The sequence below is a fragment of the Rhodococcus sp. WAY2 genome (assembly GCF_009859915.1).
GTDB classification, from domain to species: domain Bacteria; phylum Actinomycetota; class Actinomycetes; order Mycobacteriales; family Mycobacteriaceae; genus Rhodococcus_F; species Rhodococcus_F oxybenzonivorans.
The window spans coordinates 5,756,108-5,770,522 of record NZ_CP046572.1 but is presented as its reverse complement, the minus strand read 5'-3'; the positions used below and the strand labels follow the sequence as shown (position 1 = coordinate 5,770,522).

Below are 14,415 nucleotides of genomic sequence, written 5' to 3'. Positions count from 1 at the left end.
CCTATCCTTCCCGCTAGACCCGACGCCGCTTGGGCGGACGGCAGCCGTTGTGGGGCTGGGGGGTGACATCGGAGATGGTGCCGACCTCGAGGCCTGCAGCCTGAAGCGAGCGGATCGCGGTCTCACGGCCGGAGCCGGGTCCCTTGACGAAGACGTCGACCTTCTTGACACCATGCTCCTGCGCCTTGCGGGCTGCGTTCTCTGCAGCGAGCTGAGCGGCGAACGGGGTCGACTTACGCGATCCCTTGAAGCCGACGTGTCCCGAGGACGCCCAGGAAATGACATTTCCGGCGGGGTCCGTGATGGACACGATGGTGTTGTTGAAGGTGCTCTTGATGTGAGCGGCGCCGTGCGGGACGTTCTTCTTGTCCCTGCGACGCGCCTTCTGGGTCTTCTTCGGACCGGTGCTACGTGACTTGGGGGGCATTACTTCGCCTTCTTCTTGCCGGCAATGGTGCGCTTGGGGCCCTTACGGGTGCGGGCGTTGGTCTTGGTGCGCTGACCACGCACGGGCAAGCCACGGCGGTGGCGCAACCCCTGGTAGGCACCGATCTCGATCTTGCGACGGATGTCGGCCTGGACCTCGCGGCGAAGGTCACCCTCGACCTTCAGCGACTCCTCGATGTACTCGCGGAGCTTGGCCAGATCCTCGTCCGAGAGATCCTTGCTCCGCAGATCCGGGTTGACGCCGGTGGCGCCCAGGATCTCCTTGGAGCGGGTACGGCCGATGCCGTAGATGTAGGTGAGTGCGATCTCCATCCGCTTTTCGCGGGGCAGATCGACACCTGCTAGACGTGCCATGTGGCAGTTCCTATCGGTGAGCGGAGGTCTGCTCCCAGTCCATCCCCTGTGCCTCTTCAAACTCCGGCGGTCTCGCGACCGAAGGGGTCTCAACTAACTCAGTGGGGCCCCGGCCTCCGTGCCGGGGGTGGACCAGTACCTGCCGTGGGTGGTGAAACCCGGTGGCCGAAAGTACTGGCTGGTGCTGGGAGGTCATCTTTGCTTGTTGCCAAGCAGATCCTCGAAAAGCGGAGATCTAGCCCTGACGCTGCTTGTGACGCAGGTTCTCGCAGATCACCATGACCCGGCCGTTACGACGGATCACCTTGCACTTTTCGCAGATCTTCTTGACGCTCGGCTGAACCTTCACGTCTTCTGATCTCCTGTTTTGTGGCAGCCCACTACGCAGTTCCGCGGCGGACGTACTTCTCCCCGACCTGGTCAGAGCGGGGAAGCTTTTTACTTGTACCGGTAAACGATGCGTCCGCGCGACAGGTCGTAGGGCGAGAGCTCCACGACGACGCGATCTTCCGGGAGGATGCGAATGTAGTGCTGACGCATCTTTCCGCTGATGTGGGCGAGAACCTTGTGGCCGTTTTCGAGCTCAATGCGGAACATCGCATTGGGCAGCGGCTCGACTACTCGTCCCTCGACCTCGATGGCCCCGTCTTTCTTAGCCATATCCTCCGCGATCCATGTTGTTTGACGTGCTTCTTGCATCTGTTTCCGTTACCGTGGCGCCCAATGGCTTCTTCACCGGCCGAAACATGAACATTCCGGATCGAAACCGGCACTGGGCACGCAAACAACCGGCACGCATAGCGCACCGCTGATCCATGTTACGGGAAATTGCTCACCAGGCCAAATGCAGTCGGCGAGGCGAAGGATGGTGTTGCGCGTGCGCGCGCTGGTGCAGAGAGTCTCGGCCGCCTCCGTCCGGGTCGACGGAGTCGTGGTCGCACACATCACTCCCCCGCCTGCCGGCCACGGACTTCTCGTCCTGGTCGGCGTCACCCACACGGATGACGCGGCGAAGGCAGCGCTCCTGGCAAAGAAGGTGTGGACGATGCGAATCCTGGAGGACGAGCAGTCAGCCGCCGACCTCGACGCCCCGATCCTCGTGGCCAGTCAGTTCACGCTGATGGCCGACACACGACGGGGGCGACGCCCCTCGTGGTCCGCGGCCGCGCCCCGGCCCGTGGCGGAGCCGTTGGTCGAATCCTTCACGGTCGCGCTACGACAGCTGGGCGCGACGGTCGATACGGGCGTGTTCGGCGAGCACATGCAGATCGATCTCGTCAACGACGGACCGGTCACGCTGCTGATCGACGTGTAGCGGCGCAGTCACTCCGGGCGCAGCGTGAGAATCCGCGGACCATCCTCGGTGACGGCCACGGTGTGCTCCCAGTGGGCAGCACGCGTACCGTCCGCGGTAACCACCGTCCAGTCGTCTTCCAGGACAACGGTATCGGTGGTGCCGAGCGTCAACATCGGCTCGATCGCGAGCACGGATCCGACCACCAGCTGGGGACCCTTACCCGGAGCGCCCTCGTTGGCGAGGAACGGTTCCATGTGCATTTCCCGGCCGATCCCGTGCCCGCCGTAGCCGTCGACGATCCCGTACTTCCGGCCGTGTGTTACTTCCGCCGCGCGGGTTCCCAGTTCGATCGCATGGGAGATGTCGGTGAGACGGTTCCCGGGCAGCATGGCTGCAATTCCCGCGTCCATCGACAACCGCGTGGCTTCGCTCAAATCCTGATCAGCCTCGACGAGTTCACCGACACCGAACGTCCAGGCCGAGTCACCATGCCACCCGTCGAGAATTGCACCGCAGTCGATCGAGACGAGGTCTCCCTCGGCGAGGATGTCCTGCGCCGAGGGAATCCCGTGCACCACACGATCATTGACGGACGAACATATCGATCCGGTGAACCCGTGATAGCCCTTGAACGACGGCACCGCACCTGCGTCGCGGATAACCGACTCGGCTACCTCGTCGAGTTCGAGCGTGCTCACACCAGGCTTGGCCGCATCACGCACCGCCACCAGCGCTGCACCGACGATGGCGCCCGCGGCCGCCATCGCATCGAGCTCACCGGCAGTCCGGAAGGGAACAACTTTGCGCTTGCGCCCGAAACCCATTTACTTGCCCAACGCTGCCAGTGCGCGCGAGTTGACCTCGTCGACCTCACCCAGTGCGTCGACGGTGAGCAGATCGTTCTTGTAGTAGTCGAGCAGCGGCGCCGTCTCCTCGCGGTACACCCGGAGCCGGTTGCGGATGACGTCTTCCTTGTCGTCGGCGCGCCCACGCGCCAGCATCCGTTCCACGACGATGTCCTCGTCCGCCACGAACGAGAGAACGCCGTCGAGCTTGGTGTCCAGATCAGCCAGGATTGCCTCGAGTGCCTGCGCCTGATCGACCGTGCGCGGGAAACCGTCGAGAAGGAAACCGTTGGCGGCATCCGGCTCCGCGACGCGCGCTTTCACCATGTTGTTGGTGATTTCGCTGGGAACGAGATCTCCGGCGTCGAGGTACTTCTTCGCCTCGAGACCGAGCGGTGTCTCCTGGCCGATGTTCGCCCGGAACAGGTCGCCGGTCGAGATGTGCGGGACACCGAGCTTCTCGGAAAGAATCGCGGCCTGGGTGCCCTTGCCTGCACCGGGAGGACCAAGGAGGACAAGTCTCACTTGAGGAACCCTTCGTAGTTGCGTTGCATCAATTGACTTTCGATCTGCTTGACCGTGTCCAGGGCGACACTGACGAGGATCAGCACTGCCGCGCCACCGAAGATGCTGCTGGTGGTCTGGCTCCCGGACAGGAAGAAGTGGGGCAACACTGCGATCAGGCCGAGGTAGATGGACCCCGGGACCGTGATGCGGTTGAGCACGTAATTCAGGTAGTCCGCGGTGGGGCGTCCCGGGCGGATGCCGGGAATGAACCCACCGAACTTCTTCATCTCGTCGGCGCGCTCTTCGGGGTTGAACGTGATCGCGACGTAGAAGAACACGAAGAACACGATCAACGCGAAGTAGATGGTGATGTACACCGGATTGTTCGGGTTCACCAGATACTCGTTGATGATCCGCTGCCACCAGCTCGGATCTGCAGCCGACGTCGCCCCGGTGAGCTGCGCGATGAGGTTCGGCAGATACAGCAGAGACGACGCGAAGATCACCGGGATGATGCCGGCCTGGTTGACCTTCAGCGGCAGGTAGGTGGACGAACCGCCGTACATCTTGCGTCCGACCATGCGCTTGGCGTACTGGACGGGGATACGGCGCTGGCCCTGCTCGACGAAGACCACGCCGGCGATGATGGCGAGAGCGGCGACACAGATGATCGCGAAGATCAGCCCGCCGCGACTGTCGAGAATGGCTTTGCCCTCCGACGGCAGCCGGGATGCGATACCCCCGAAGATCAGCAGCGAGAAGCCGTTACCGACACCGCGTTCGGTGATGATCTCGCCGAACCACATGACGAGCGCGGCACCCGCCGTCATCACGAGGACGATGATGACGAGCCCGAAGATGCTCTTGTCGGCGATTATTTCTTCCTGACAGCCCTGCAACAGCTGACCGCGCGCTGCGAGCGCGACGATGCCGGTGGCCTGCAGAATCGCCAGCGCGATCGACAGATATCGGGTGTACTGCGTCATCTTCGCCTGGCCGGACTGGCCTTCTTTCCGAAGCTGCTCGAACTTCGGGATGACGACCGTCAACAGCTGAACGATGATGCTTGCCGTGATGTAGGGCATGATGCCGATCGCGAACACCGAGAGCTGGAGCAGGGCTCCACCGGAGAACAGGTTGATCAGCGAATAGATACCGGCGGAATCGCCGCCCGACAACTGGTCGACACAGGCTCGGACGTTGGCGTAGTCGACGCCGGGTGACGGCAGCACGGCACCGACGCGGTAGAGCGCGACGAGGCCGAGCGCGATGAGGATCTTCCGCCTCAGGTCCGGGGTCCTGAGGGCCGAGACGAAGGCGGAAAGCAAAGATCCTCCTGGCACGACGGTGGGTGGACGAGTCACTGGGACTTTGTCCGTGAATGAACTCTAGAACTCTAACAGTGGCGACTGAACGTGCAGTTGGGAGACCTGGGGCCGACCCGGTGCACAGCGGCAAATGGCCGCAGTACAGCCCGAAGCTGTACTGCGGCCATCTACTGGCTAGCGGTGATTGCTCACAGCTCGGTGGCGGTACCACCGGCAGCAGCGATCTTCTCCTTGGCGGAGCCGGTGAACTTGTCGACCGTCACCTGGACGGCGACAGTCAGGTCGCCGTCTCCGAGAACCTTGACGAGCTGGTTCTTGCGAACGGCGCCCTTGGCAACGAGATCCTCGACCGTGACCTGCCCACCCTCGGGGAACAGACGGGCGATGTCGCCGACGTTGACGACCTGGTACTCGGTGCGGAACGGGTTGGTGAAGCCCTTGAGCTTGGGCAGACGCATGTGCAGCGGCATCTGTCCACCCTCGAAGGCGACGGGCACGTTCTTGCGGGCCTTGGTGCCCTTGGTGCCGCGACCCGCAGTCTTACCGCGCTTGCCGCCCTCGCCTCGACCGACGCGGATCTTGGCTGACTTGGACCCGGGCGCGGGGCGCAGGTGATGCAGTTTGATGGTCATGGTTAGACCTCCTCAACTGTGACGAGGTGGCGCACCACGTTGATCAGACCGCGGTTCTGCGCATTGTCCTCGCGGACAACCGTCTGCCGGATGCCCTTGAGACCGAGGGTGCGCAGCGAGTTCCGCTGGTTCTGCTTGGTACCGATGGTGCTCTTGATCTGAGTGACCTTGAGTTCGGCCATTACTTCACGCTCCCAGCCTGTGCACGCGCACGCAGCATGCCGGCGGGGGCCACATCCTCGAGGGCGAGACCGCGACGAGCGGCAACTTCCTCGGGGCGCTGCAGACCCTTGAGCGCAGCAACGGTCGCATGGACGACGTTGATGGCGTTGTCGCTACCGAGCGACTTCGACAGGATGTCGTGGATGCCCGCGCACTCCAGCACCGCACGCACCGCGCCACCGGCGATGACACCGGTACCGGCGCTCGCGGGACGCAGCATGACGATGCCGGCAGCGGCTTCACCCTGGACGGGGTGCGTGATGGTGCCGCCGATCATCGGAACGCGGAAGAAGCTCTTACGAGCCTCCTCGACACCCTTCTGGATGGCCGCAGGAACTTCCTTGGCCTTGCCGTAGCCGACGCCGACCAGTCCGTTGCCGTCGCCCACGATCACCAGTGCGGTGAAGCTGAAGCGACGACCACCCTTGACGACCTTCGACACGCGGTTGATCGTGACGACCCGCTCGATGTGGTTCGACTTCTCGGCTGACTGTCCGCCGCGACGATCGTCGCGACCGCCACCACGACGGTCGCCGCCGCCGCGGTTGTCCCCCGTGTTGGGTCCATTCTGTCCGGCGGGTCCGCTTCCGCCGTCACGCCTCTGACGTCCCGGCATCAGGCTGTCCTTCCGTTCGAAATGATGGTCATCAGAACTTCAACCCGCCTTCGCGAGCTGCGTCTGCCAGGGCCGCGATGCGACCGTGGTAGCCGTGTCCACCGTGGTCGAAGACCACAGTCTCGACTCCGGCAGCCTTCGCGCGCTCGGCGATCAGCTGACCGACCTTCGCGCTGAGGGTCTTCTTGTCGCCGTCCGCAGCGCGCACGTCTGCCTCGGTGGTCGACGCCGCGGCCAGCGTGTGGCCCGCGAGGTCGTCCACCAGCTGGACGTGGATGTGGCGCGAGGACCGGTTGACGACCAAGCGGGGACGCTCGGGCGTGCCGGACACCTTCTTGCGGAGACGGAAGTGACGACGCACCTTCGACAGGCGACGCTTCGTGGACGCATCCTTGCCCAGCGGAATTCGCTTGGCTTTCTGGTTTGCAGTCTGGCTCATATCACTTACCCGTCTTTCCGACCTTGCGGCGGATCTGCTCACCCTCGTAACGCACGCCCTTGCCCTTGTACGGGTCCGGACGGCGGAGACGACGGATGTTGGCCGAGATCTGCCCGACCTTCTGCTTGTCGATGCCCGACACGGAGAACTTGGTGGGCGACTCGACCGCGAAGGTGATGCCTTCCGGAGCCTCGATCGGGACCGGGTGGCTGTATCCGAGCGCGAACTCGAGGTCTTTGCCCTTGAGAGCAACGCGGTAACCGACGCCGTGGATCTCCATCTTGGTGGTGTAACCGTCGGTCACACCGGTGACCAGGTTCTGCACCAGCGTGCGAGAAAGACCGTGGAGTGCACGGCTACGACGCTCGTCGTCCGGACGGGTGACGCTGAGCGTTCCGTCCTCGTTCTTCTCGATGGTGATCGGCTCTGCGATGGTGAGGCCGAGGGTGCCCTTCGGCCCCTTGACCGTGACGTCCTGGCCGTCGATCGACACGTCGACACCGGCGGGGACGGTAACGGGAATCTTTCCGATACGCGACATTGTGGTGGCCTCCCTTACCAGACGTAGGCGAGGACTTCCCCGCCCACTCCTTGATTGGCCGCCTGGCGATCGGTGAGCAGGCCGGTGGACGTGGAAATGATCGCCACGCCGAGGCCGCCCAGAACCTTGGGCAGGTTGGTGGACTTTGCGTACACACGCAGACCGGGCTTCGAGACACGACGCACGCCGGCAAGGCTGCGCTCACGGCTCGGGCCGTACTTGAGGTCGACGATGAGGGTCTTACCGACCTCGGCGTCCTCGGTGCGGTAGTCGGCGATGTAGCCCTCACGCTTGAGGATCTCGGCGATGTTCGCCTTGATCTTCGAGTGGGGCAACTTCACCTCATCGTGGTACGCCGTGTTGGCGTTGCGCAGACGTGTCAAGAAGTCTGCGATGGGGTCGGTCATGGTCATGAGGTTGACCTCTACCTTTCTCACAACGGTTCCCTCTGCCGTGTCCGGCGCAGGCCTATCGCGAAGTAGGTCTTACGTTTCCCGGCCCGAGATTACGAACCGGAAGTCTGTGGTGGGTGACGTCGTCATCGTCAAGGCGACGACGTCACCGGATCACCAGGAGCTCTTGTGAACGCCGGGCAGCTCGCCGGCGTGCGCCATCTCGCGGACGCAGATTCGGCACAGGCCGAACTTGCGGAACACCGAGTGCGGACGACCGCACCGCTGGCAGCGGGTGTAGGCGCGCACCGCGAACTTGGGCTTCTTGTTGGCCTTGTTGACCAATGCCTTCTTAGCCATTAGCTCAGTTCTCCTTGAACGGGAAGCCGAGGTGCTTGAGCAGGGCACGGCCTTCTTCGTTGTTGGTCGCGGTGGTCACCACGGTGATGTCCATGCCGCGCGGGCGGTCGATCTTGTCCACGTCGATCTCGTGGAACATCGACTGCTCGTTCAGGCCGAACGTGTAGTTGCCGTTGCCGTCGAACTGGGTTCCCGACAGGCCACGGAAGTCCCTGATGCGGGGAAGGGCCACGGACACGAGACGGTCCAGGAATTCCCACATGCGGTCGCCACGAAGCGTGACGCGGGCACCGATCGGCATGCCCTCGCGAAGCTTGAACTGCGCGATGGACTTGCGTGCCTTGCGGATCTCGGGCTTCTGACCGGTGATCAGGGCGAGGTCGTTGACGGCACCGTTGATGAGCTTGGCGTCGCGGGCGGCGTCACCGACACCCATGTTGACGACGACCTTGACGACGCCCGGGATCTGCATCACGTTGGCGTAGTCGAATTCGCTGTTCAGCGCAGCCTTGATCTCTTCGCGGTAGCGAGTCTTCAGGCGCGGCTGGATCTTGTTCTCAGTGGAGGTCATGTCAGATGTCCTTCCCGTTCTTCCGGGAAATCCGAACGCGCTTGCCGGACTCTTCGTCGGTCCGGTAGCCCACGCGGGTGGGGTTGCCGTCCGAGTCGATGACCGCGACGTTGGAAACGTGGATCGGGGCTTCCTGCGTCACGATGCCGCCGGAGGAAGCTCCGCGCTCGTTCGCGGAAACCGCGGTGTGCTTCTTGATGCGGTTCACGCCTTCGACGAGGACCTTGTTGGTCGCGGGGTAGGCCTGAATGACCTTGCCCTTCGCGCCCTTGTCCTTGCCGGCGATGACCAGCACGGTGTCACCCTTGTGCACCTTCATCACAGCACCTCCGGGGCGAGCGAGACGATCTTCATGAACTTCTTCTCACGCAGCTCACGGCCGACGGGGCCGAAGATGCGGGTGCCACGGGGATCGTTGTCCGGCTTGATGAGGACGGCGGCGTTCTCGTCGAACTTGATGTACGACCCGTCCGGACGGCGACGTTCCTTCGTGGTGCGGACGATGACGGCCTTGACGACCTCGCCCTTCTTGATGTTTCCACCCGGGATGGCGTCCTTGACGGTGGCGACGATGATGTCACCGATCCCGGCGTAGCGGCGTGACGAACCACCGAGAACGCGGATGCAGAGAATCTCCTTGGCACCCGTGTTGTCGGCGACGCGCAGCCGCGACTCCTGCTGAATCACTTACTTCTCCTTGACCTGGTGTTTTCGACTGGAGCGACCAACTGGCGATCACTCTGTCGTGCACGGCAGATTTCCGACCCGACGTGCGCGGTCCGTACCCGTACCCTGCATGAGGCCGCCCTGACGGGTGGCACAACGGTGGGGTTGCCGTGCATCTGTCGCAAGGCAACCCCACCATCATACTGGACACATATTGTGGTTCTTACTTGGCCTTCTCGACGACCTCGACGAGGCGCCAGTGCTTCGTCGCGGACAGCGGACGGGTTTCCATCAGCTGCACGAGGTCACCGACACCGGCGACACCGTTCTCGTCGTGGGCCTTGACCTTGCTGGTCCGGCGGATGATCTTGCCGTAGAGCGGGTGCTTGACCCGGTCTTCGAGCTCGACCACGATCGTCTTCTCCATCTTGTCGGAGACGACGTATCCGGTGCGGACCTTGCGGCTGCCGCGCTCTGTAGTGCTCACTGCTTTTTCCTCACTCATGCCGCGTCACCTGCGTCCGGACCAACGGCCAGCCCGAGCTCACGCTCACGCAGAACGGTGTAGATACGCGCGATGTCGTGACGGACGGTCCGAAGCCGGCGGTTGTTGTCCATCTGGCCGGTGGCCATCTGGAAACGAAGGTTGAACAGCTCTTCCTTCGACTCACGAAGCCGGGTGACCAGCTCTTCTTCGGTGAGCTCGCGGAGCTCTGCGGCTGGGGTTCCAGTAGCCATCAGAACTGCTCCTCCCTTGTCACGATCCGGCACTTGCAGGGGAGCTTGTGCATCGCGCGGCGCAGGGCCTCGCGTGCGATCTCCTCGTTGGGGTAGCTCATCTCGAACATCACGCGACCAGGCTTGACGTTCGCGATCCACCACTCGGGGGAACCCTTACCGGAACCCATGCGGGTTTCGGCCGGCTTCTTGGTGAGGGGGCGATCCGGGAAGATGTTGATCCAGATCTTGCCGCCACGCTTGATATGCCGGGTCATGGCGATACGAGCGGACTCGATCTGCCGGTTGGTGATGTAGGCAGGCTCGAGAGCCTGGATGCCGTAGTCACCGAAGGTCACCTGGGTTCCACCCTTGGCGGCACCCGAACGGCTCGGATGGTGCTGCTTGCGGTGCTTGACCCGCCGTGGGATCAACATGCGTCAGCCCTCCTTCTGTTCAGTCGTAGCGGGTGCATCGGCGGTGGCGGTCGCTGCGCGACCGGCCTCGGTGCTGGTCGCGGTGGTGCCGGTGGCACCGGAACGACGGGGGCGGCTCGGACGCTCGCGCCGCGGACGATCGCCGGCGGGAGCAGCCACGTTGGCGGCGAGCTCACGCTTGCCACCGACGATGTCGCCCTTGTAGATCCAGACCTTCACGCCGATGCGGCCGAAGGTGGTCTTGGCCTCGTAGAGGCCGTAGTCGATGTCGGCGCGCAGCGTGTGCAGCGGGACGCGACCTTCGCGGTAGAACTCCGAGCGGGACATCTCGGCACCACCGAGACGACCGGAGCACTGGACCCGGATGCCCTTGACGTTCGGCTGACGCATGGCCGACTGGATGGCCTTACGCATGGCGCGACGGAAAGCGACGCGGTTCGAGAGCTGCTCGGCGACACCCTGGGCGACGAGCTGAGCCTCGGCCTCGGCGTTCTTGACCTCGAGGATGTTCAGCTGGACCTGCTTGCCGGTCAGCTTCTCGAGCTCGGAACGGATGCGGTCGGCCTCGGCGCCGCGGCGGCCGATGACGATGCCCGGACGCGCGGTGTGGATGTCCACACGCACACGGTCACGGGTGCGCTCGATCTCGACCTTCGCGATGCCCGCGCGCTCCATGCCGGTGGCGAGGAGCTTACGGATGGCGACGTCTTCCTTGACGTACTCCGCGTACTGCTTGTCTGCGTACCAGCGGGACTTCCAGTCGGTGGTGATGCCGAGTCGGAAGCCGTGCGGGTTGATTTTCTGGCCCACTACTGAGCACTTCCCTTCCGGCGATTACGGGTCGATGTTCCGGTCTTCGGCAGGCTCTCCACGATCACGGTGATGTGGCTCGTCCGCTTACGGATACGGAACGCACGTCCCTGTGCACGCGGCTGGAACCGCTTGAGGGTCGCGCCCTCGTCCACGTACGCCGTGGCAACGACAAGCGTGCTCGGGTCGAGGTCGAGGTTGTTCTCGGCGTTGGCTGCAGCGCTGGCGATCACCTTGGCGACCGGCTCGCTCGCTGCCTGCGGCGCGAACTTCAGGATGGAGAGGGCGTCTTCAACCGAACGCCCGCGGACCAGGTCCACAACTCGACGCGCCTTCATCGGCGTGACGCGCACGTGGCGCGCAATTGCCTTGGCGGTCGGGTTGGCGGTTTCGGTGTTGCTCATCGCCTCTTCGCCTTCCGATCATCCTTGATGTGACCCTTGAACGTGCGGGTCGGTGCAAACTCTCCGAGCTTGTGTCCGACCATCGAGTCGGAGACGAACACGGGGACGTGCTTGCGGCCGTCGTGAACCGCAAACGTGTGGCCGATGAAGTCCGGGATGATCGTGGAACGACGGGACCAGGTCTTGATGACCTGCTTGGTTCCCTTTTCGTTCTGCACGTCCACCTTCGCGAGGAGGTGGTCATCGACGAACGGGCCCTTCTTGAGGCTGCGTGGCATCCTTCACTCCCTCCTAGCGCTTGTTCTTGCCGGTACGGCGACGACGGACAATGAGCTTGTCACTCGCCTTGTTCTTGCGGGTGCGGCCTTCGGGCTTGCCCCACGGGCTGACCGGGTGGCGACCACCGGAGGTCTTACCCTCACCACCACCGTGCGGGTGGTCGACCGGGTTCATCACGACACCACGGACGGTCGGGCGCTTGCCCTTCCACCGCATACGGCCGGCCTTGCCCCAGTTGATGTTCGACTGTTCGGCGTTGCCGACCTCACCGATCGAGGCGCGGCAGCGAACGTCGACGCGACGGATTTCGCCAGACGGCATACGCAGCGTGGCGTAGGTGCCTTCCTTACCGAGCAACTGGATGCTGGAACCAGCCGAGCGGGCCATCTTGGCGCCGCCACCGGGGCGGAGTTCGACGGCGTGGATGGTGGTACCCGTCGGGATGTTGCGCAGGGGCAGGTTGTTGCCGGGTTTGATGTCGGCGCCTGCACCGGACTCGACCGGCGCACCCTGGAACAGGCCCTTGGGGGCGATGATGTAGCGCTTCTCGCCATCTGCGTAGTGCAGCAGGGCGATACGCGCGGTGCGGTTGGGGTCGTACTCGATGTGCGCGACCTTGGCCGGCACGCCGTCCTTGTCGTTGCGACGGAAATCGATCAACCGGTAGGCGCGCTTGTGACCGCCACCCTTGTGCCGGGTGGTGATACGACCGTGTGCGTTACGTCCACCGCGTCCGTGGAGCGGGCGAACCAGCGACTTCTCGGGGGTCGACCGAGTGATCTCGGCGAAGTCCGAGACGCTCGAGCCACGACGGCCCGGAGTTGTCGGCTTGTACTTACGGATTGCCATGAGTCTTCTCGTCCTCTATGTCTCGTCAAGTCCCGGCGCTTACGCGACCGGTCCTCCGAAGATCTCGATGGGCTTGCTGTCGGCCGAGAGGGTCACGAGCGCGCGCTTGGTGTCCTTGCGCTTGCCGTAACCGAACCGGGTCCGCTTGCGCTTGCCCTGACGGTTGGCGGTGTTGACGCTTGTCACGGTGACGCCGAAGATCTTCTCGACGGCAATCTTGATCTGCGTCTTGTTCGAGTCCGGGTGCACCAGGAAGGTGTAGGTGCCTTCCTCGATCAGTCCGTAGGACTTCTCGGAGATGACCGGAGCCAGCAGGATGTCGCGGGGGTCAGCGATGGTCGTCACTTGGCCTCCTCCTTGTTCTCTTCCTGGACGCTCTCGGCGGGCCCGTGGATGAACGTGTTGAGCGCCTCGACGCTGAACACGACGTCATCGCTGTTGAGCACGTCGTACGTGTTGAGCTGGTCGGGTGCGATGGGATGCACACCGTCCAGGTTCTGCACGCTCTTCCACGCCGCGATGTCTTCACGTCCGACGACGAGCAGGACCTTCTTGCGGTCCGAGATCTCGCCCAGGAACGCCTTGGCGCCCTTCGTCGAGGGAGTCTGACCGGCGACCAGCTCGGTGATCACGTGGATACGCTCGTTGCGCGCCCGGTCGGAGAGGGCTCCGCGCAGGGCGGCGGCCTTCATCTTCTTGGGCGTCCGCTGGCTGTAGTCACGCGGCTGCGGGCCGTGGACGGTGCCACCACCGGCGAACTGCGGTGCACGGGTCGAGCCCTGACGAGCGCGGCCGGTGCCCTTCTGGCGGTACGGCTTCTTTCCACCGCCGCGAACCTCGCCGCGGGTCTTGGTGGAGTGGGTGCCCTGACGCGCAGCTGCGAGCTGAGCGACGACAACCTGGTGGAGAAGCGCGATGTTGGCAGGCGCGTCGAAGATCTCCGCGGGGAGATCGACGGTGCCGTTGGTCTTGCCGCCGGCGACCTTGACGTCCAGCGTCAGCTTGGTCGTCGATGTCTCGGTGCTGGTCATGCCCGTGCACCACCCTTCACTGCACTCTTGACGATCACGAGGCCACCCTTGCGGCCGGGGATCGCACCCTTGATCAGCAGCAGGCCGTTCTCGGCGTCCACCTTGTGGACCGAGAGGTTCTGCGTCGTGATGCGGTCGCTACCCATGCGGCCGGACATGCGCATGCCCTTGAACACGCGGCCCGGAGTGGCGCAGCCACCGATGGAACCGGGGCGACGGTGCACAGCCTGGGCGCCGTGCGAGGCGCCCTGGCCGGCGAAGCCGTGGCGCTTCATGGTTCCGGCGAAGCCCTTACCCTTGCTGGTTCCGGTGACGTCGACGTAGGCGCCGTCCTCGAAGACCTCGGCGGTAAGTTCCTGGCCGACCTCGTACTCCGAGGTGTCGGCAACGCGGAGCTCCACAACGTGGCGGCGCGGGGTGACGCCGGCCTTGGCGAATTGGCCGGAAGTCGGCTTGTTCACCTTGCGCGGGTCGATGGCGCCGAACGCGAGCTGCACGGCGCTGTAGCCGTCACGCTCTTCGGTACGAATCTGGGTCACGACGTTGGGCCCGGCCTTCACGACGGTGACCGGAACGACCCGGTTGTTCTCGTCGAAGACCTGGGTCATGCCGAGCTTCGTGCCCAGGATTCCCTTGATCTTGGTATCAGTCATTGTTTTTGTCTCCGCCGC

General features: G+C 64.0%; 28 protein-coding genes. 1 reads left to right on the top strand and 27 read right to left on the bottom strand.

Going from position 1 to position 14,415, the window contains the following annotated elements:
- Positions 1 to 13 precede the first annotated feature (13 nt).
- The 4 genes from rpsK to infA form a co-directional block, all read right to left on the bottom strand.
- A complete protein-coding gene (rpsK, locus tag GFS60_RS25840) occupies positions 14 to 427 on the bottom strand; it encodes a 30S ribosomal protein S11 (RefSeq protein WP_005239680.1) in 414 nt (137 codons plus the stop codon).
- The gene (gene rpsM, locus GFS60_RS25835) at positions 427 to 801 is read right to left on the bottom strand and encodes a 30S ribosomal protein S13 (protein ID WP_109331568.1); all 375 of its coding nucleotides are present in this window, start codon (positions 799 to 801) and stop codon (positions 427 to 429) included. The genes rpsK and rpsM overlap by 1 nt, the downstream gene beginning before the upstream one ends.
- A gap of 235 nt (positions 802 to 1,036) precedes the next feature.
- On the bottom strand, positions 1,037 to 1,150 hold the full coding sequence (rpmJ, locus tag GFS60_RS25830) for a 50S ribosomal protein L36 (RefSeq protein ID WP_003938068.1): 114 nt from the start codon (positions 1,148 to 1,150) through the stop codon (positions 1,037 to 1,039).
- Between the two features lie 89 nt (positions 1,151 to 1,239).
- Complete coding sequence (gene infA, locus GFS60_RS25825) at positions 1,240 to 1,461, bottom strand: translation initiation factor IF-1 (protein WP_003418601.1); 222 nt, start codon at positions 1,459 to 1,461, stop codon at positions 1,240 to 1,242.
- A 217-nt stretch (positions 1,462 to 1,678) separates the two neighbouring features.
- Here infA and dtd point away from each other — a divergent pair, with 217 nt between their 5' ends.
- Positions 1,679 to 2,116, top strand: coding sequence for a D-aminoacyl-tRNA deacylase (dtd, locus tag GFS60_RS25820; RefSeq protein ID WP_159925634.1), 438 nt, complete (start codon positions 1,679 to 1,681; stop codon positions 2,114 to 2,116).
- A gap of 8 nt (positions 2,117 to 2,124) precedes the next feature.
- Here the strand turns inward: dtd and map are convergent, their stop codons facing one another.
- The 23 genes from map to rplC all read right to left on the bottom strand — a co-directional run bounded on the left by map (position 2,125) and on the right by rplC (position 14,397).
- A complete protein-coding gene (gene map, locus GFS60_RS25815; RefSeq protein ID WP_159925632.1) occupies positions 2,125 to 2,922 on the bottom strand; it encodes a type I methionyl aminopeptidase in 798 nt (265 codons plus the stop codon).
- Entirely contained in the window at positions 2,923 to 3,468 is a 546-nt protein-coding gene (locus GFS60_RS25810; RefSeq protein WP_109331573.1) for an adenylate kinase, read from the bottom strand. It abuts the gene before it with no gap.
- Positions 3,465 to 4,778: a preprotein translocase subunit SecY gene (gene secY, locus GFS60_RS25805; protein WP_159925630.1), complete on the bottom strand. Its 1,314-nt coding sequence runs from the start codon at positions 4,776 to 4,778 to the stop codon at positions 3,465 to 3,467. Before secY ends, GFS60_RS25810 begins: the two co-directional genes overlap by 4 nt.
- A 188-nt stretch (positions 4,779 to 4,966) precedes the next feature.
- Positions 4,967 to 5,410: a 50S ribosomal protein L15 gene (gene rplO, locus GFS60_RS25800; protein WP_109331575.1), complete on the bottom strand. Its 444-nt coding sequence runs from the start codon at positions 5,408 to 5,410 to the stop codon at positions 4,967 to 4,969.
- Positions 5,411 to 5,412: 2 nt separating this feature from the next.
- Positions 5,413 to 5,592 carry a 50S ribosomal protein L30 gene (gene rpmD, locus GFS60_RS25795; protein ID WP_005253859.1) on the bottom strand — a complete coding sequence of 60 codons (180 nt, stop codon included), beginning with the start codon at positions 5,590 to 5,592 and terminating at the stop codon, positions 5,413 to 5,415.
- Positions 5,592 to 6,248, bottom strand: a complete 657-nt coding sequence (gene rpsE / locus GFS60_RS25790; RefSeq protein ID WP_109331576.1) for a 30S ribosomal protein S5 — start codon at positions 6,246 to 6,248, stop codon at positions 5,592 to 5,594. Before rpsE ends, rpmD begins: the two co-directional genes overlap by 1 nt.
- Before the next feature lie 31 nt (positions 6,249 to 6,279).
- Complete coding sequence (gene rplR / locus GFS60_RS25785) at positions 6,280 to 6,687, bottom strand: 50S ribosomal protein L18 (protein ID WP_109331582.1); 408 nt, start codon at positions 6,685 to 6,687, stop codon at positions 6,280 to 6,282.
- Between the two features lies 1 nt (position 6,688).
- Positions 6,689 to 7,228 carry a 50S ribosomal protein L6 gene (rplF, locus tag GFS60_RS25780; protein ID WP_109331583.1) on the bottom strand — a complete coding sequence of 180 codons (540 nt, stop codon included), beginning with the start codon at positions 7,226 to 7,228 and terminating at the stop codon, positions 6,689 to 6,691.
- 14 nt (positions 7,229 to 7,242) lie between these two features.
- A complete protein-coding gene (rpsH, locus tag GFS60_RS25775; protein WP_005239657.1) occupies positions 7,243 to 7,641 on the bottom strand; it encodes a 30S ribosomal protein S8 in 399 nt (132 codons plus the stop codon).
- Between the two features lie 153 nt (positions 7,642 to 7,794).
- On the bottom strand, positions 7,795 to 7,980 hold the full coding sequence (locus GFS60_RS25770) for a type Z 30S ribosomal protein S14 (RefSeq protein WP_005239644.1): 186 nt from the start codon (positions 7,978 to 7,980) through the stop codon (positions 7,795 to 7,797).
- A gap of 4 nt (positions 7,981 to 7,984) precedes the next feature.
- A complete protein-coding gene (gene rplE / locus GFS60_RS25765) occupies positions 7,985 to 8,551 on the bottom strand; it encodes a 50S ribosomal protein L5 (protein ID WP_109331587.1) in 567 nt (188 codons plus the stop codon).
- Position 8,552: 1 nt separating this feature from the next.
- A complete protein-coding gene (gene rplX, locus GFS60_RS25760) occupies positions 8,553 to 8,870 on the bottom strand; it encodes a 50S ribosomal protein L24 (RefSeq protein WP_109331588.1) in 318 nt (105 codons plus the stop codon).
- Positions 8,870 to 9,238, bottom strand: a complete 369-nt coding sequence (gene rplN / locus GFS60_RS25755) for a 50S ribosomal protein L14 (protein WP_005239639.1) — start codon at positions 9,236 to 9,238, stop codon at positions 8,870 to 8,872. Before rplN ends, rplX begins: the two co-directional genes overlap by 1 nt.
- 202 nt (positions 9,239 to 9,440) lie before the next feature.
- Positions 9,441 to 9,722 carry a 30S ribosomal protein S17 gene (rpsQ, locus tag GFS60_RS25750; RefSeq protein ID WP_109331594.1) on the bottom strand — a complete coding sequence of 94 codons (282 nt, stop codon included), beginning with the start codon at positions 9,720 to 9,722 and terminating at the stop codon, positions 9,441 to 9,443.
- Positions 9,719 to 9,955 carry a 50S ribosomal protein L29 gene (rpmC, locus tag GFS60_RS25745; RefSeq protein WP_109331597.1) on the bottom strand — a complete coding sequence of 79 codons (237 nt, stop codon included), beginning with the start codon at positions 9,953 to 9,955 and terminating at the stop codon, positions 9,719 to 9,721. The genes rpsQ and rpmC overlap by 4 nt, the downstream gene beginning before the upstream one ends.
- The gene (gene rplP / locus GFS60_RS25740; protein ID WP_005239636.1) at positions 9,955 to 10,371 is read right to left on the bottom strand and encodes a 50S ribosomal protein L16; all 417 of its coding nucleotides are present in this window, start codon (positions 10,369 to 10,371) and stop codon (positions 9,955 to 9,957) included. The genes rpmC and rplP overlap by 1 nt, the downstream gene beginning before the upstream one ends.
- Positions 10,372 to 10,374: 3 nt before the next feature.
- Positions 10,375 to 11,181: a 30S ribosomal protein S3 gene (rpsC, locus tag GFS60_RS25735; RefSeq protein ID WP_005239635.1), complete on the bottom strand. Its 807-nt coding sequence runs from the start codon at positions 11,179 to 11,181 to the stop codon at positions 10,375 to 10,377.
- Entirely contained in the window at positions 11,181 to 11,585 is a 405-nt protein-coding gene (gene rplV / locus GFS60_RS25730; RefSeq protein WP_109331598.1) for a 50S ribosomal protein L22, read from the bottom strand. Before rplV ends, rpsC begins: the two co-directional genes overlap by 1 nt.
- Positions 11,582 to 11,863 (bottom strand): 30S ribosomal protein S19, encoded by a 282-nt coding sequence (gene rpsS, locus GFS60_RS25725; protein ID WP_003940820.1) that lies wholly within the window; start codon positions 11,861 to 11,863, stop codon positions 11,582 to 11,584. Before rpsS ends, rplV begins: the two co-directional genes overlap by 4 nt.
- 13 nt (positions 11,864 to 11,876) lie before the next feature.
- The gene (gene rplB, locus GFS60_RS25720) at positions 11,877 to 12,713 is read right to left on the bottom strand and encodes a 50S ribosomal protein L2 (RefSeq protein ID WP_015889918.1); all 837 of its coding nucleotides are present in this window, start codon (positions 12,711 to 12,713) and stop codon (positions 11,877 to 11,879) included.
- 39 nt (positions 12,714 to 12,752) lie between these two features.
- Positions 12,753 to 13,058: a 50S ribosomal protein L23 gene (gene rplW / locus GFS60_RS25715; RefSeq protein ID WP_109331599.1), complete on the bottom strand. Its 306-nt coding sequence runs from the start codon at positions 13,056 to 13,058 to the stop codon at positions 12,753 to 12,755.
- Positions 13,055 to 13,744 (bottom strand): 50S ribosomal protein L4, encoded by a 690-nt coding sequence (gene rplD / locus GFS60_RS25710; RefSeq protein ID WP_109331600.1) that lies wholly within the window; start codon positions 13,742 to 13,744, stop codon positions 13,055 to 13,057. The genes rplW and rplD overlap by 4 nt, the downstream gene beginning before the upstream one ends.
- Complete coding sequence (rplC, locus tag GFS60_RS25705; protein ID WP_009479366.1) at positions 13,741 to 14,397, bottom strand: 50S ribosomal protein L3; 657 nt, start codon at positions 14,395 to 14,397, stop codon at positions 13,741 to 13,743. The genes rplD and rplC overlap by 4 nt, the downstream gene beginning before the upstream one ends.
- Positions 14,398 to 14,415 lie beyond the last annotated feature (18 nt).

Coding starts and splice junctions, on each gene's coding strand:
- rpsK (WP_005239680.1), bottom strand. CDS start 427: ATGCCCCCCAAGTCACGTAGCACCGGTCCGAAGAAGACCCAGAAGGCG.
- rpsM (WP_109331568.1), bottom strand. CDS start 801: ATGGCACGTCTAGCAGGTGTCGATCTGCCCCGCGAAAAGCGGATGGAG.
- infA (WP_003418601.1), bottom strand. CDS start 1,461: ATGGCTAAGAAAGACGGGGCCATCGAGGTCGAGGGACGAGTAGTCGAG.
- map (WP_159925632.1), bottom strand. CDS start 2,922: ATGGGTTTCGGGCGCAAGCGCAAAGTTGTTCCCTTCCGGACTGCCGGT.
- rplO (WP_109331575.1), bottom strand. CDS start 5,410: ATGACCATCAAACTGCATCACCTGCGCCCCGCGCCCGGGTCCAAGTCA.
- rpmD (WP_005253859.1), bottom strand. CDS start 5,592: ATGGCCGAACTCAAGGTCACTCAGATCAAGAGCACCATCGGTACCAAG.
- rpsE (WP_109331576.1), bottom strand. CDS start 6,248: ATGCCGGGACGTCAGAGGCGTGACGGCGGAAGCGGACCCGCCGGACAG.
- rplR (WP_109331582.1), bottom strand. CDS start 6,687: ATGAGCCAGACTGCAAACCAGAAAGCCAAGCGAATTCCGCTGGGCAAG.
- rplF (WP_109331583.1), bottom strand. CDS start 7,228: ATGTCGCGTATCGGAAAGATTCCCGTTACCGTCCCCGCCGGTGTCGAC.
- rpsH (WP_005239657.1), bottom strand. CDS start 7,641: ATGACCATGACCGACCCCATCGCAGACTTCTTGACACGTCTGCGCAAC.
- GFS60_RS25770 (WP_005239644.1), bottom strand. CDS start 7,980: ATGGCTAAGAAGGCATTGGTCAACAAGGCCAACAAGAAGCCCAAGTTC.
- rplE (WP_109331587.1), bottom strand. CDS start 8,551: ATGACCTCCACTGAGAACAAGATCCAGCCGCGCCTGAAGACTCGCTAC.
- rplX (WP_109331588.1), bottom strand. CDS start 8,870: ATGAAGGTGCACAAGGGTGACACCGTGCTGGTCATCGCCGGCAAGGAC.
- rpsQ (WP_109331594.1), bottom strand. CDS start 9,722: ATGAGTGAGGAAAAAGCAGTGAGCACTACAGAGCGCGGCAGCCGCAAG.
- rpmC (WP_109331597.1), bottom strand. CDS start 9,955: ATGGCTACTGGAACCCCAGCCGCAGAGCTCCGCGAGCTCACCGAAGAA.
- rplP (WP_005239636.1), bottom strand. CDS start 10,371: ATGTTGATCCCACGGCGGGTCAAGCACCGCAAGCAGCACCATCCGAGC.
- rplV (WP_109331598.1), bottom strand. CDS start 11,585: ATGAGCAACACCGAAACCGCCAACCCGACCGCCAAGGCAATTGCGCGC.
- rpsS (WP_003940820.1), bottom strand. CDS start 11,863: ATGCCACGCAGCCTCAAGAAGGGCCCGTTCGTCGATGACCACCTCCTC.
- rplB (WP_015889918.1), bottom strand. CDS start 12,713: ATGGCAATCCGTAAGTACAAGCCGACAACTCCGGGCCGTCGTGGCTCG.
- rplD (WP_109331600.1), bottom strand. CDS start 13,744: ATGACCAGCACCGAGACATCGACGACCAAGCTGACGCTGGACGTCAAG.
- rplC (WP_009479366.1), bottom strand. CDS start 14,397: ATGACTGATACCAAGATCAAGGGAATCCTGGGCACGAAGCTCGGCATG.